The sequence below is a fragment of the Streptomyces sp. SAS_270 genome, from assembly GCF_052543295.1.
Genome location: NZ_JBMNDS010000030.1, coordinates 14,094 through 28,517 on the forward strand (window position 1 = coordinate 14,094; position 14,424 = coordinate 28,517).

A 14,424-nucleotide genomic window follows, 5' to 3' on the forward strand; every position below is an offset into this window, starting at 1 on the left:
CGAGTCGTGATCCAATCCAGGTGCGCACGCTCGCCGACCTGATCACCCGGCCCTGGAGAGACGCGGACATGAGCATGAACAGCACGGCCGGCGATGACACCGAAGCCTTCCTCGGCCGCGTCACCGACCGCCTCGCGGCCCTGCCCACCGTCCGGGCCGTGGCCCTCGGCGGCTCCCGCGCCCAGGGCACCCACACGCCCGACAGCGACTGGGACCTGGCCGTGTACTACCGAGGCGCTTTCGACCCCGCCGACCTGCGCGCCCTCGGCTGGCAGGGCGAGGTCTCCGAACTCGGCGGCTGGGGCGGCGGCGTCTTCAACGGCGGCGCCTGGCTGACGATCGAGAACCGTCGCGTGGACATCCACTACCGGGACCTCGACGTCATCGACCACGAACTCGCCGAAGCCGAACAAGGGCGCTTCCGCATCGAGCCGTTGATGTTCCACCTGGCGGGCATCCCCACCTACCTGATCGTCGCCGAACTCGCGATCAACAAGGTGCTGCGGGGCGACCTGCCACGCCCCGCCGCGTATCCGGGGGCCCTGCGCAGGACCGCCCCCGCCCGCTGGCACGGCATGGCCGCCGCCACCCTCGCGTACGCGAAGACCGGCCACGCCCCCAAGGGTGCCCTCACTCAGGTAGCGGGCGCGATCGCCGTCGCGGCGACACAGACGGCACATGCGGTGCTGGCGGCGCGGGGGGAGTGGGTCACCAACGAGAAGCACCTCATCGAGCGGGCCGGGCTGCGCGAAGTCGACGTAGTCGTGAGCAATCTGACGCCTTCTCCGCAATCCTTGGTGCACGCGGTCGCCGAGGCCGAGACGCTGCTGGGGCAAGCGGTGGAGGCGTCCCGCCGGTGATGAGTTCGGCAGGTGCGTTTCCAGGCTGACCCGTACATCCACACTGCCCGCGACATCCCACGCCCTCAGGGGGTTTCGAGATGCAACTCGGGTGCGCGAAGTGCATGATGAAGAGAGGGCTCTCTCTCCTTGGAGGCGATGAGGATGCGACGTGTGTTCACCGCCGCAGCGGCCCTGGCTCTTTCAATTGGCCTTGCGGGGGCGCCGGCTGTCGCTGCATCCACGGGGGCTTCCGCGAACGCGGTGGCCGGCGTTCAGGCCGTACACCAGTTGAAAGAATCAACAAAGCTCGTGACGCAGGGTCCGTACGATATCTGCGACTACACCAAGAGTCGGCCGATTCTTCACGGAGGATCGTCCGGGCGCGCGGTGCAGCAAGCCCAGTGCTATCTGAATCAGGCGATCGGTGCGGGCCTGGACGAGGACGGGGACTTCGGCCGGCTCACGAAGTCCGCAACGGAGGATTTCCAGCAGTGTGCCGGTATTGTCGACGACGGGATCATCGGAGCCCAAACCTGGTCCTTCCTTTCCTTCTGGGCCAACGCCCCAGATGCTCCCTTCTGTTGACGAGGCCCAGGCCGGCCCTTGCCCAGAACTCCCCCTTACCCACTGCGGGCGCGATCAGCCCGTGACGCGGACGCCGAACTGGAAGCTTCCGATCGTGCTCATCGACTCGTAGCGCACCGAGGCCCCCGGGTGCGGCGCGTGCAGCACCTGGCCGTTGCCGGCGTAGAGGCCGACGTGCTCGGTGTTGTTGAAGAAGACCAGGTCACCAGGCTTGAGTGCGCTCATGCCCACTTGGGTTCCGTCGTTGACCTGTGTGTACGTGACCCGGGATATGTGGACCCCGGCCTGCGCGTACGCCCACTGCGTGAGGCCCGAGCAGTCGTAGGAGTTGGGGCCCGTGCCGCCGCGGAAGTAGGGCTTGCCGGTCTGGGAGGCGGCGGCACTCAGGGCGGCGGCACCGAACTTGGAGGCGGCCGCCTCGTTGCCGAGGTCGACGCGGCCCGCGGAGGAGCGGCTGGCGCGCCCTTCCTGGTCGGTTATTGCCTGGCGCTCGGCGGCGGTCAGGGAGTTCAGCAGCTTCCGCGCCTTGCTGAGCTTCCCCTGGATTTCCTTCTTCTTCTTACCGAGCTCGGTGCGCGTGTCGGCGAGGTCCTTGAGCTTCTGCGTGGCCTCCGCACGCTTCTGGGCCAGCTTGCGCTGCTTCGTCTGAACCTTCTTCAGCGACTCCAGCTGCCTCGTGGAGAGCGAGTCGAGCGTGGACGCCTTGTCGAGGTAGTCGTCCGGGTCGGCGGAGAGGAAGAGCTGGACCGAGGCGTCAACGCCGCCGGAGCGGTACTGCGCGCTGGCCATCGCACCGATGCCTGTACGCAGTTCATTGAGTTCGCCCTGCTCACGGGCGGCCTTGTCCTGAAGCTCGCCGATCTCCTTCTCCAGCTTCTTCTGCTTCTCCATGGCCGTGTCGTACTGGTTGGTGGCCCGCTCCGCCTCTTCGTAGAGCTTGTCGACCTTCGTCTTGACCTCGCCCTTCGTGGGCTTGGGGGCCGCCTGGGCGGCCTGCGAAGTAAGGGCCACGGCAGCGGCGGCGGTCGCGGTGAGCACGGTCACGCGGGTGCGGCTCGGCTGTTTGGGTCGACGGTGGGACGCCACGAAGGCGAGCTCCTTCTTCCTCCGGCCGCCCACAGAAGCCAAGTGGGCGGTGCCCCTCCACGTCACTCACCTCGTGTGGGTGATCAAACGGAGGTTCGAGGTCTGACCTTAGTGACCTTCCTGTGACCATTTCAAAGCCTGGCGTGAAAAATCTCGGTCACACCCTGCACTTTTTGCACATAACTCACGTGCAGTGAAGCAAATTTGACACAGCGTCACGCAACGGCGGTCTCCTCGCCGCTGTCGGGTCCGTCACGGATGCGCTGGGGTCCACAAGCAGGGACCGCGATACCGAGTCCGCGCTGAATAACCATTCGAAGAGCCCCAGTTGATGCTGCTAGCGTCCTCGACGTGGCGAAACTCAATCAGATCATCGCAGTGGAGAAGGGCATCAAGTCCAAGTCCCATCAGGACCTGACGTCCGCTCATCACGGGCTGCAGAAGCCCGCGTTGCTGGCCGGTATTTCGCGTACCTATCAGCCCAAGGACGAGGAGGGTGAGCAGTTGCCGCCCGAGTCGACTCGGGTGCAGGTGCAGACGGAGGTCGTGCTGCGGGAGACCGCGGCCACGCTGACGCGGCTGTTCGACGTGACCGCCACCAAGGACTGGGCGAACTGCACCGCCCGCGCGGACGTGAAGGTGGACGGGCGGGTGCTCGTCGCCGAGGTTCCCGTGTCCTACCTGCTGTTTCTCGAGAAGCAGCTCACCGATCTCAACACGTTCGTACGGAAGCTGCCGGTGCTCGACGCGTCCGAGTCATGGGTGCAGGATCCGTCGACCGATGCGTGGAAGACCGAGCCGGTGCGGACGCTTCGTACGAAGAAGGTTCCGCGCAACCATGTGAAGGCCGAGGCCACCGAGAAGCACCCGGCTCAGGTCGAGGTGTACTACGAGGACATTCCGGTCGGGTACTGGACGACCGTGAAGTTCTCCGGGGCCCTGCCCGCCCGCCGTGTGAACGAACTCCTCGACCGTGTCGAGAAGTTGCAGCAGGCCGTGAAGTTCGCGCGGGAAGAGGCGAACGGCGTCGACGTCGTCGATCAGCGGGTCGGTGACGCCGTCTTCGGCTACCTGTTCGGGTAGCCTCAGGAACTCCCCGGCCACAACGCACCACGGCCGGGGTGCGCGAGGAGCGCAAAGCTGAAGCTGAAGCTTGTCGTGACGGTGCGGTTCCAGTGGAGGTTCGAGTCCTCCCCGCGGCTCTCAACTCACCTGCCGCGGTAGCCCAATCGGTAGAGGCAGACCGCCATCAATCTCAGACTCTTGCTCCAGACTCAGTATTCGCCGCCGATCGCCGGATCAACCGGGCTCAGGCCCCAGTACGCCGAAATGCTGGTTCAAGTCCAGTCCCCGCAGCTCGATGCGGGGTGGTCCAAAGGCAGGACGCGGTGACCTCACGACTGACCTGAGTCCTCAAGCGTGCCGGCGTGTGAAGATGGGCGGCATCACAGGGTCCGGGGGCCGGCTACGCCCTCGGGCCCGCTCCCGTTTATGGAGATGTGCGTCTTCTCGCAGTGTTCCCGCCAGTTGCGTTCATAAAGAAAACGGCCCTCGCGGGATCCGTCACCTCGCCGAAATACCAGCGTTCCATTTTCTCCAAAGTCGCGATCTACCGTAGGCAGTACCTCGCCCGGCCGACGTCGCCCGAAGGCAGCCCCCTCCGCCCTCGCCCGACAGGAGCCCCGTGTCCCGCCTCAGTACCGCCGTACCGCCCTGGCTCGCTCATGCGCTGCGCGCGCAGCGCGGGCCGATTCCCTGGAGTGCGGTGGTGCGCGGGGCGCTGGCCGCAGGTCCGCTGCTTCTTGTCGCCGTGCTCGCCGGGCGTACGTCCGTCGGTGTCGTCGCCGCGCTCGGGGCCATGTTCGCCGGGATCAACGACCGGCCCGGCAGCCGGCGCGACTCCGTCCGGCGGATCGGGGTGCCCGCGCTCGCCGGGGCCGGAGGACTGCTGGTCGGGTCGTACGGCGGGCAGCATGTCCCCGCCGTGGTGCTGACCCTTGTCCTCACCGGGCTCGGGCTGCTCGCCGGGGCGGTCAGCGCCATCGGGCCCGTCGCCTCCGGGGCCGGGACGCAGCTGCTGGTCACCGCCGCCATCGGCGCCGGGATGCCGCTGCCCGAACCCGGGTGGCAGCGGGCCCTCGTCTACCTCGCCGGCGCCGGGTGGCTGCTGGCGCTGCGGATCGTCGTGCCCACGCCCGGGGCCACCGCCGGTGACTACCGGTTCGACGGGGAGCGGGACGCCGTAGCCGCCGTGTACGAGGCGGTCGCCGCGTTGCTCGACGCGGTCGGCGGGGCCGCGGCGAGTGATCGGCGGGTCGCGCTCACCGCCGCGCTCGACCATGCGCAGGACGCGCTGTCGGGGCCCAGGCTGCGCCGGTACGCCAGTTCCGCGGCCGAGCGACGGCTGCACACCCAGTACGCGGCCGCGCTGCCCCTCGCCGAGGCCGCCACCGCGCTCGCCTGGGCCGGGGAGGCCATCACCGCCCGTGCCTCCGAAGGGCCCCGGCGTCTCGCCGCCGCCGTGCGCAGCAGTACGCACACCGGGCCGCTGCCCGCGCCCGCCAGGTCAGCGCCGGCGCTGCGCGCCCTCGACGACGCGCTGCTGCACGCCGCCGACGCCTTCGACCGGGGCACCGGGACCGACCTGCACACCCGGCGCCGTACGGCGAAGTCCTTGTTCCGCACCGCGGTCGGCTCGGGCGGACGCGAGTACGGGCTGCGGGTCGCGCTGTCGTTCGGCGCCGGTGTGGCCGTCGCGCAGGGACTCCACCGCACCCTGCACAACGCCCACTGGTACTGGCTTCCCGCGACCGCCGTCTTCCTCGTCAAGCCCGACCTCGGGCCGCTCGCCTCGCGCGTGCTGTGCCGGGCGGCGGGGACCGTGCTCGGCGCCGTCGTGTTCGCCGGGTTCGCCGCGCTGTTGCCGCGGCCCATGGGACTGGTGGTCCTCGTCGCACTCAGTGGCGCGCTGATCCCCGTCGCCACGCGGCACTTCGCCGCGCAGACCGCCGTCGTCACCGTCCTCGTCCTCGCCCTCGTGATGGTCGGCGGGGAGCCGGGGGCCTCCTGGAGCCGGATCGGCGAGACGCTGCTGGCCTGCGCGATCGTGCTGCTCGTCGGGCATCTGCCGATGCCGGGGCAGCGTGCGGGAGGCGTACGGGCCCGGCTCACCCGGGCGACCGAGACGGCGCACGCCTACCTCGGGCACGTCCTGAGCGGGTCCGAGGACCGCGCGGGACGCTGGGCACTGCGCCGCGAGGCGTACCGCGCCCTGGCCGAGGCCCGCGCCGCCATCGACCTCACCGCCGCCGAACTCCCTGCCCTGGCACGCCACGCGGAGGGCACGGACGAGGTGGCGGCCACCCTTGAGCGGCTTGTCGACACGACGACCGCGTGCGCGGTACATCTTGACGACACCGGCCGGCTCACGGCCCGGCACAGCGAACGGATCGCCGAACTCCTCGACGAGCTGGGCGAGAGGCGTGCCAGGGCGGGGCTTCGGGCGATCGAGGCGCCGGGCGTGCGGGTTGCCGTTTGAGCCGGCCGCGCGCGTCCCCTAGGCCCCCACCCGCACCCACACCGGCGCATGGTCCGACCCGGGTGCCCCGCGGCGCGCCGCCGGGTCCGGGCCGATCGACGGCAGGGTGAGCGTTCCGTCGCCGGGCAGGCCCGTGCCCGCCCCGGTGATGCGGTGGACGAGGTGGTGGCTGACGAGGATGTGGTCGATCAGTTCGCGGCGGCCCGAGTTGATGCGGGAGTAGCGCTGCTCGGCCGGGATGAGCGGGGCGGTGTCCCACAGACGGGCCGCGTCGCCCTGGTCCGGATGGTCGTAGCCGGGGGTGCCGATCTCGGAGCCGGGCGGGCCGAGCAGGATCTGTGTGGTGGCCGCCTGCACCTCGTCGTTCAGGTCACCGAGGACGGCCACGTCCCGTGCGCGACCCTCGCCCGCGAGCAGCTTGTCGGCCAGTGCGCGCAGGGCCGTGGCCTCCGCGGCGCGCCGGTAGAGGGCGTACGCGCCGTAGCGGGCCCGCTCGCCCTCGTCGCGCGGCTGGAACCGGCCGCCGGGATACGAGAGCAGCTTCGACTTCAGATGGCAGACGGCCACCGTCAGGGTCAGGTCCTCGCTCGCGATCTCCACCGCGAGGAAGCCGCGGCCCGCCCGCGACACGGGGTCCCCGTCGTCGTCGCCCTGCACCGGGCGCAGCCGCTCGGGGAAGGCGTTCGTGTCGGCGAGCAACCGCGGCACGAGGTCGCGGCAGAGGAAGCCGACCCGGATGCCCCGGTCGTCCGGGTGCTCCGAGAGCGCGACGTGCCAGTCGCCGTCCAGCAGTCCGGCCAGGTCTTCCAGGGCCTCCGGGTCGCCGACCTCCTGCACGCCCAGCAGGGCCGGGTCGAGTTCCGCGATGACGGCGGCCAGAGCGGCGAGCTTCGTCTCGTACGCCGCCTTGTCCTTGGGGCCGAACGGGCCGCCCGGCCGGTACAGGTTCTCCAGGTTCCAGGTGCCGAAGAGCATGCGGCGCCCCTTCCGACGGTCCGAAATCCGGAGCCCGGAGGTCCGGAGGGTGATTCCGAAGGCGTGATGCCGTCAGAGTGCCCGCACGGCCGCCACCGCGACAGAGCGGAGGCGGGATGCGCGGTTCACGTCCCCCGGGGGTATGACCACGTCGTACGGTGACGGCATGACGTCGTCTCCCGCTGACCTCATCATCACCGGATGTACCGTCCTCACGCACGACGATCATGAAGAGATCGGCTTCGCCGACGACGCCGCGATCGTCGTACGGGACGGGGGCATCGAGGCCGTGACGAGCGCCGCGGCCGCGGCGGACCTGGCGGCCGGCGAACGTATCGACGCGCGTGGCCAGGTCGCGATGCCCGGCCTGATCAACTGCCACACGCACGCCCCGATGGTCGCGCTGCGTGGCGTCGCCGAGGACATGCCCACCGAGGAGTGGTTCAACGACGTCGTCTGGCCCATCGAGTCCAACCTCACCGAGAAGGACGTGGAGCTGGGCGCGCGGCTCGCCTGCGCCGAGATGATCCGCGGCGGCGTCACCTGCTTCGCCGACCACTACTTCTCGATGGACGCGGTCGCGGCCGTCGTCACCGAGTGCGGGATCCGCGCCCACCTGGGGGAGGCCTACTTCTCCTCGCAGGGTGCTCAAGGTCGCGAGAAATCCCTGGAGTTCGCGCTACGGCACCGGGGCGGGGCGCGCGGCCGCATCACCACCGCTCTCGCGCCGCACGCCCCGTACACCGTCGACGACGCCGACCTCGCCGCCACCGCCGCGCTCGCCCGTGAGCACGGTCTGCCCGTGCACATCCACGCCTCCGAGAACCGCGACCAGACCGAGGCCGGCCTCGCCCGGAACGGGGTCACGCCCATCGAGGTCCTGGCGCGTACCGGGCTCCTCGACATCGAGGCGGGCCTGCTCATCGCTCATGGCACCGGGATCGTCGAACGCGACCTGGCCGTCCTGGAGCGCGCGGGCGGCCCTGTCGCCGTCGCGACCGCACCCCGCGGCTATCTGAAGTTCGCCTGGCCCACCACCACACCCGTACGGGCGCTGCGCGGGATCGGCATCCCCGTCGGACTCGCCACGGACGGTGCCGCCTCCAACAACTCCCTCGACGTGTGGGAGGCGATGGCACTCACCGCCCTCATCCAGAAGTCGACCACGGGCGACCCCCGTTGGCTGACATCCCGTCAAGCCCTGCACCACGCAACACTCCAGAGCGCCCGGGCGGTCGGCCTCGGTGATGTCATCGGTGCCCTCGCGCCGGGCCGCCGGGCGGACATCGTCCTCGTCGACCTCTCCGGCCCGCACACCCAGCCCGTCCACGACCTCGCCGCCACTCTCGTGCACAGCGCCCGCTCCGGCGACGTACGGACGACCGTCGTCGACGGGCGCGTGCTGATGCGGGACCGTGAGCTGCTCACCCTCGATGTGCCCGCCGTGGTAAGGGAGTTGGGGGAGCGGATTCCAGCACTCCTCGACCGGAGCCATGGTCGCCGGATCCAGGATTACAAGACCTGAAAACCGGCCTCGGAAGCGTACTTTGACGCCAACCGCGGGTGACCGGCCGGTCACGTCAGGTGGTTTCACGCTACACATGAAGCCGGGACTTTCTCGTCCGACGGGAGGCTGGGCCGGGTGGAACTGACGATCGACTTGGCGGTGCTGCTCGCTGTCGTCATCGCCGTGCGGCTGAGACGTCGTACGGAGGCTCGGAGCCGGAACGACGAGAAGCTGACCGTGGCCATCGTGCTGGTGTTCGGTGTCCTGATCGCCCCTACAGCCTTCGGTCAGGGCATCCTCGACATCGTCAGCCAACTCGCCCAGGGCGTCACGGAGTCCGGCAGCCCATGATCCGCCCGGCGTCCCGGCGCACCTAGGGTGGAGCCCATGGATCCCGCCGACGACCTCCTCAGCGACCCGTACAACACCTACCGGCACCTGCGTGAGACCGCTCCCGTGCACCGCATCGCCGGGACCGACGGCAACCCCGCATGGCTGGTGACGCGTTACGACGACGTACGAGAGGCGCTCGCCGACCCGCTGCTCTCGCTGGACAAGAGGCATGCGCTGCCCGGCAATTACCGGGGGCTCGCCCTCCCGCCCGCGCTGGACGCCAACCTCCTCAACATGGACCCGCCGGACCACACCCGCATCAGGCGCCTGGTCGGACGGGTCTTCACGCCGCGCCGCGTGGAGCAACTGCGCACCCCGATCAGGGAAACCGCGGACCGGCTCCTCGACGCCCTCGGCACGCACGGCCGCACGGACCTCATGACCTCCTACGCCACACCTCTGCCGATCACCGTCATCTGCGACCTGCTGGGCGTTCCGGGCGAGCACCGGCGCGACTTCCGTGCCTGGACCAACCCGCTCGTCACCCCGGACCCGGCACGTCCCGACATCACCAAACAGGCCGTCGTGGCGATGCTCGGCTTCTTCACCGGGCTCCTCGCCGACAAGCGCAAGGAGCCCGCGGACGACCTGCTCTCCGATCTGATCGCGGTACAGGAGGAGGGCGACCGGCTCACCGAGGACGAGCTGATGTCGCTCGCCTTCCTCATCCTCTTCGCCGGGTACGAGAACACGGTCCAGCTCATCGGGAACGCGGTGTCGACACTCCTGCGCCACCCGAAGCAGCTCGCCGCACTCCGGGAGGACCCCGCCCAACTCCCTTCGGCCGTCGAGGAGTTCGCCCGCCACGAGGGCCCCGCGCTGCTCGCCATCCGGCGCTTTCCCGTCGAGGACGTCACCATCGGCGGGGTCGCCGTCCCCGCGGGTGAGACCGTCCTGCTCTCGCTGTCCGCCGCCAACCGCGACCCGAGCCGCTTCCCCGACCCCGACCGTCTCGACATCGGCCGCGACACTTCCGGTCACCTCGCGCTCGGCCACGGCATCCACTACTGCCTGGGCGCGCCGCTCGCCCGCATGGAGACGGAGATCGCGCTCGCCGCGCTGCTGGAGCGCCTGCCCGACCTGGCGCTCGCCGAGGCCGAACCGAGGTGGCGGCCCTCCCTGCGCGCCCGCGGTCTGCTCACGCTCCCGGTGACGTACTGATGCGCTGACCGAGATTCTTCTCGACTTCTCTCGATTCTTCTCGCCGCGGCGATGAGTTCCGCTCCTTTCGCCGGTCCACCTCGGTGAAGGGGTCGTTCGACAGCGTTCCGGAGGAGGAGCACATGACGCTTCCGCAGGTCGTCTCGCATGAGGAGTGGCAGGCCGCGCGCGAGGAACTGCTGGCCAAGGAGAAGGCCGCCACGCGGGCGCGGGACGCGCTCAACGCGGAGCGGCGCAGGCTGCCGATGGTCGAGGTCGGCAAGGAGTACGTGTTCGAGGGCGGCGACGGCAAGGCGACGCTGCTCGACCTGTTCCGGGGGCGCGACCAACTCGTCGTCTACCACTTCATGTTCGCACCGGAGTGGGACGCGGGCTGTCGCAGCTGCTCGGCGTTCCTCGACCAGATCGGGCACCTGGCCCATCTGCGGGCCAGGGGTACTGAGTTCGCGGCGATCTCCAGGGCGCCGTACACGAAGATTCTTCCCTTCAAGGCTCGGATGGGCTGGACGGCGCCCTGGTACTCGTCGTACGGCACCGACTTCAACCACGACTTCCACGCGACCTTCGAAAGCCCCGGAGAAGCTCCCGCCGCGAACGCCGCGAACGCCGCGCAGACCGTCGAGCGTCCGGGCGTGAGCTGCTTCCTGCGCGACCACGACCGGGTCTTCCACACCTACTCGACGTACGAGCGCGGTCTCGACGGGCTCGGCTCCACGACCAGTCTGCTGGACCTCACGGCCCTCGGCCGGCAGGAGGAGTGGGAGGAGCCCAAGGGGCGCGCGTCGACGCTGGGTGCGCCGGCGGGCAGCGGGCGCATCCGGTATCACGACGAGTACGACGACTGACACGAAACGTGAGGTCAGCGAGAGTTTCCTCACGCCGAAGTGGTCACGAAGTGTCGACTACGTCTCAGTACTGTCACTTCGCGAGCCGTTCACCCCATCGTTGGCGTTTAACTCTACGAGTACAGCGCGACATGGAGGTGCAGGGTGAACGGGCGAACGGTGCTGGAGCGCTTTCCCGCCGGCGGGCCGCGAGGTTCGTGGCCCGCGGAGGAGTTCGCGCAGGCTTGCCGCCTGCAGGGCCAGGCCGCGGAGGTGGTCATGGACCTCTCCACGGATGCCTTCCTGGTGATCGTGCGGGGCGCGACCGCGGTCGAGTGAGGTCAGCCGGTCTCCGGCAGGTGCACCTTTGCGGGCATCTTCGCCGTGAACTGGTCCGCCTGCAGCGAGTACAGCTCCGCGTAGATGCCGCCCGTGGCCAGCAGCTCCTCCGGGGTGCCCGACTCCGCGAGACGGCCCTGGTCGAGGACGTGCACGAGATCGGCATGGCGCACGGACGCCAGCCGGTGCGTGATGAGGATGACCGTCTGGCCGGTGCCCGCCAGGGCGCGGATCTTCTCGAAGACCTCAAGCTCGGCCCGTGCGTCGAGCGCCGCCGTCGGCTCGTCCACGATGAGGATCCGGCCGCGCCGGTAGGCGGCGCGCGCGATGCCCAGCCGCTGCCACTGCCCGCCCGACAGCTCGTGCCCGCCGCTGAAACCGCGGGCGAGCAGCGTGTCGAGGCCACGCGGCAGATCCGCGACGACGTCCTGCGCGCCCGCCTCGGCGACCGATGAGGCGAGGCGCTCGTCGGTCAGCGGCGCCGAGGCGCGTCCGACGGCGACGTTGACGCGGGCCGTGAACGGCCATCGTTTGAAGTCCTGTGCCACCATCGCGATGCGCTCGGCGAGTTGGTGCCGGTCGGCGCCCGCCGTGTCGACACCGCCCCACAGGATTTGACCGCGGTCGGGCGTGTAGAGCCCGGCGAGCAGCTTGACCAGCGTCGTCTTGCCCGAGCCGTTCTCCCCGACGAGCGCCACGATCCTGCCGAGCGGCACGCTCAGCGTCACGTCGTCGAGCGCGGGCCGGGTCGAGGCGCCCGGATAGCTGAACGTGACGTTCTCGAAGCGGATTTCGTCCGGGTCGTCGGGCAGCGCCGTACCGCCCGACGGGATCGCGCGCTCGGCCGCCTCGACGTACAGGCGCTGCAGATCACCCACGAACAGGGCCTCCTCGTGAAGGGAGTTGACCTCCAGGACGAGGGTGTCCAGGCTCGCGGAACCCGTGCGGATCGCGATCACGGCGGTGCCGGCGACGGAGAGCGCCATCGTGCCCGCGAGCAGCAGACCGCCCAGGGTCGCGTACGTCGCCACGGTGGCGAGGCCCGTCCAGACTGCGGCGATCAGGCCGGTACGGGCCGCCAGCCGGGCCAGGCGTGCCTGTTCGACCTCGGCGGTCTCCGACATCGAACGGAAGTGGCGCAGCAGGAACGGCCCGACGCCGTGGACGCGGATCTCCGGGGCGGCGGCGGGCTCCGTGAGCAACTGGCCGATGAGACGTCCGGCCCGGGCGTGCTGCACCCAGGCGTGGAAGGACTCGTAGCGGCGCCGGGCGATCGTCAGGGCGCTCCACGCGCTCGGCAGCGTCATCATCACCAGGAGTGGCAGCAGCGCGGGGTGCAGCACGGTCAGGACGCCCGCCGCGGCGATCAGCGAGATCATCGCGTTCACCACCTGCGTGGCGATCGAGATCATGCGCCGGGCGGACGCGGCGCCGTACTGCGCGGAGTCCAGCAGCTTGTGGAAGGCGTCGTCCTCGATCGCGGACAGCTCGACGGCCGCCGCCCGCTCCAGATACAGCTCGGTCGCCACTCGCTCCACCTTCGGCTCCAGGCGTCCGGTGGCGTACGTCGACGCGGCCCGCAGCAGCGCGGCCAGCAGCATCACGGCGGCGACCGTGACCAGGGCCGGAACCGCGTCGCGCAGCCGGTCCTCGACCGTGCCGCCCGCCATCACCCGGCCCAGCACGCTGTTGACCGCGAGCAGGCTCACCGCCTGGGCCGCGCCACGGGTCACCTCGGCGGCCAGCACGATACGGGCGGCGCGGCGGTCCGCCTTCCAGGCGAGCCGGAAGCTGGACGCGAGCAGGGACGGCAGCCTTGTCACCATGGCCCGGAAGCTCAGCTCCAGGAACGCGTCCGAATGCCGGTTCCAGCCCATGTCGTAACGGAGTGGACCACCGAAGAGCAGTAACTCCGAGTCGGACGGCCCGGGTTGGGACCCGTCCCGCTTCTTCTGTCCCCTCTTGTGTCCCATCCTCGGCCTCCCCCGATCGTGCACGAACGGTGCATCCCCACGTACCGAGCTCTCCATCCGTCCCGGCAACGGGTTTTCCCCGGGCCCGTGTTGCTCGGACACTCCCGTCGGCACGGACGTCTCATGGCATGGTGGCAGTGATCGTCACGGGGAGAACCGGCGAGAACAGGGGAGAACTGTCATGAGCAGCAACGCAAGCAGCAAGCACGAGGGGTTCACGGCCGAGGAGCGGGCCGCGATGAAGGACCACGCCCAGGAGCTGAAGGCGGCAGCGCGCCGCAGCTCGGCCGCGGACAAGGCGGCACAGGCGGAGAAGGAGGTGCTCGCGAAGATCGCCGAAATGCAGGACTCGGACCGGATCATGGCCGAGCGCGTCCATGCAGTCGTCACGGCCAATGCCCCGGGCCTCGCGCCGAAGCTCTGGTACGGGATGCCCGCCTACGCGCTGGACGGCAAGGTCGTCTGCTTCTTCCAGAGCGCGGAGAAGTTCAAGGCGCGCTACGCGACCCTCGGGTTCAGCGATCTAGCGAAGCTGGACGAGGGCACGATGTGGGCGGCCGGGTTCGCCCTGACCGAGGTGACGGCCGAGGTGGAGGCGCGCATCGGTGCGCTCGTGAAGCAGGCGGTGAGCTGAGCCGCGGACGCGCCTGAGCGGTCGGGGGCCCTGCGTGCCTGTGCGTGCTCAACACACAGGCACGCGCCTCACGCACTGATCGGACGCGACCAGACGGGTGTCGTGTCCGTCACCCGGCACAGTGCCAGGTAGAGGGGGATCGGCGGGGTGTACGGAACGGTGCCGTTCGGTGTGTGGATGAGGGCGGGAACGCCGGGGCTGTCCGGGAGGAGTGCCCCCGTGGCGTAGTGCGTGGATTCCGGCCACTCCAGGGCGACGTCGGAGTCGGCGGGCACGATCCACCACCAGCGCGACCGGTCGGCGTAGACACAGCCGACGCGCGGCAGCCGGGGCAGCACGATCGGTCCGAGGTGCGCGGGCGTGGCCACCGCGTCACAGCCGAGCGGCACCGTCATACCGTCGGGCAGGACGAGTCGTCTGAGCGCTCCGGACGACCGCTGCCCGCGCTTGAGGCGCACCAGCGTGTCCAGGGACAGGACCTGGGCAGTCCTGGACCCGGCCACGGATCCGGACCCCGATCCCGACCTGGACCCCGACCCTGACGCGCGCACCGACGTTTCCCTCACG

14 protein-coding genes are annotated in these 14,424 nt (G+C 70.1%); 10 read left to right on the forward strand and 4 right to left on the reverse strand.

Going from position 1 to position 14,424, the window contains the following annotated elements:
* Positions 1 to 74 precede the first annotated feature (74 nt).
* Positions 75 to 860 carry a nucleotidyltransferase domain-containing protein gene (locus tag ACN6LB_RS21205; RefSeq protein WP_445027336.1) on the forward strand — a complete coding sequence of 262 codons (786 nt, stop codon included), beginning with the start codon at positions 75 to 77 and terminating at the stop codon, positions 858 to 860.
* 153 nt (positions 861 to 1,013) lie between these two features.
* Positions 1,014 to 1,427, forward strand: coding sequence for a peptidoglycan-binding domain-containing protein (locus tag ACN6LB_RS21210; protein WP_445027286.1), 414 nt, complete (start codon positions 1,014 to 1,016; stop codon positions 1,425 to 1,427).
* Positions 1,428 to 1,481: 54 nt separating this feature from the next.
* On the opposite strand, the gene ACN6LB_RS21215 is transcribed toward ACN6LB_RS21210, so the two are convergent.
* Complete coding sequence (locus tag ACN6LB_RS21215) at positions 1,482 to 2,513, reverse strand: NlpC/P60 family protein (protein WP_445027287.1); 1,032 nt, start codon at positions 2,511 to 2,513, stop codon at positions 1,482 to 1,484.
* A 351-nt stretch (positions 2,514 to 2,864) separates the two neighbouring features.
* Here ACN6LB_RS21215 and ACN6LB_RS21220 point away from each other — a divergent pair, with 351 nt between their 5' ends.
* Positions 2,865 to 3,596: a DUF7873 family protein gene (locus ACN6LB_RS21220; protein WP_445027288.1), complete on the forward strand. Its 732-nt coding sequence runs from the start codon at positions 2,865 to 2,867 to the stop codon at positions 3,594 to 3,596.
* Between the two features lie 601 nt (positions 3,597 to 4,197).
* On the forward strand, positions 4,198 to 6,051 hold the full coding sequence (locus ACN6LB_RS21225) for an FUSC family protein (RefSeq protein ID WP_445027289.1): 1,854 nt from the start codon (positions 4,198 to 4,200) through the stop codon (positions 6,049 to 6,051).
* Positions 6,052 to 6,069: 18 nt separating this feature from the next.
* Here ACN6LB_RS21225 and ACN6LB_RS21230 read toward each other — a convergent pair whose 3' ends face one another.
* Positions 6,070 to 7,026: an endonuclease/exonuclease/phosphatase family protein gene (locus tag ACN6LB_RS21230; RefSeq protein WP_445027290.1), complete on the reverse strand. Its 957-nt coding sequence runs from the start codon at positions 7,024 to 7,026 to the stop codon at positions 6,070 to 6,072.
* A 166-nt stretch (positions 7,027 to 7,192) separates the two neighbouring features.
* Here ACN6LB_RS21230 and ACN6LB_RS21235 point away from each other — a divergent pair, with 166 nt between their 5' ends.
* The 5 genes from ACN6LB_RS21235 (at position 7,193) to ACN6LB_RS21255 (ending at position 11,250) form a co-directional block, all read left to right on the forward strand.
* Positions 7,193 to 8,551: an amidohydrolase gene (locus ACN6LB_RS21235; protein WP_445027291.1), complete on the forward strand. Its 1,359-nt coding sequence runs from the start codon at positions 7,193 to 7,195 to the stop codon at positions 8,549 to 8,551.
* A gap of 117 nt (positions 8,552 to 8,668) precedes the next feature.
* Positions 8,669 to 8,884, forward strand: coding sequence for a hypothetical protein (locus ACN6LB_RS21240; protein WP_445027292.1), 216 nt, complete (start codon positions 8,669 to 8,671; stop codon positions 8,882 to 8,884).
* 36 nt (positions 8,885 to 8,920) lie between these two features.
* Positions 8,921 to 10,087, forward strand: coding sequence for a cytochrome P450 family protein (locus ACN6LB_RS21245; protein WP_445027293.1), 1,167 nt, complete (start codon positions 8,921 to 8,923; stop codon positions 10,085 to 10,087).
* A gap of 122 nt (positions 10,088 to 10,209) precedes the next feature.
* A complete protein-coding gene (locus ACN6LB_RS21250) occupies positions 10,210 to 10,932 on the forward strand; it encodes a DUF899 domain-containing protein (RefSeq protein ID WP_445027294.1) in 723 nt (240 codons plus the stop codon).
* 144 nt (positions 10,933 to 11,076) lie between these two features.
* On the forward strand, positions 11,077 to 11,250 hold the full coding sequence (locus ACN6LB_RS21255; protein WP_356138034.1) for a hypothetical protein: 174 nt from the start codon (positions 11,077 to 11,079) through the stop codon (positions 11,248 to 11,250).
* 2 nt (positions 11,251 to 11,252) lie between these two features.
* Here the strand turns inward: ACN6LB_RS21255 and ACN6LB_RS21260 are convergent, their stop codons facing one another.
* Entirely contained in the window at positions 11,253 to 13,223 is a 1,971-nt protein-coding gene (locus tag ACN6LB_RS21260) for an ABC transporter ATP-binding protein (protein ID WP_445027295.1), read from the reverse strand.
* Positions 13,224 to 13,404: 181 nt separating this feature from the next.
* On the opposite strand from ACN6LB_RS21260, the gene ACN6LB_RS21265 reads away from it, so the two are divergent.
* Positions 13,405 to 13,857 (forward strand): iron chaperone, encoded by a 453-nt coding sequence (locus ACN6LB_RS21265; RefSeq protein ID WP_445027296.1) that lies wholly within the window; start codon positions 13,405 to 13,407, stop codon positions 13,855 to 13,857.
* 68 nt (positions 13,858 to 13,925) lie between these two features.
* Here ACN6LB_RS21265 and ACN6LB_RS21270 read toward each other — a convergent pair whose 3' ends face one another.
* A complete protein-coding gene (locus tag ACN6LB_RS21270; protein WP_445027297.1) occupies positions 13,926 to 14,360 on the reverse strand; it encodes a hypothetical protein in 435 nt (144 codons plus the stop codon).
* Between the last annotated feature and the right edge of the window lie 64 nt (positions 14,361 to 14,424).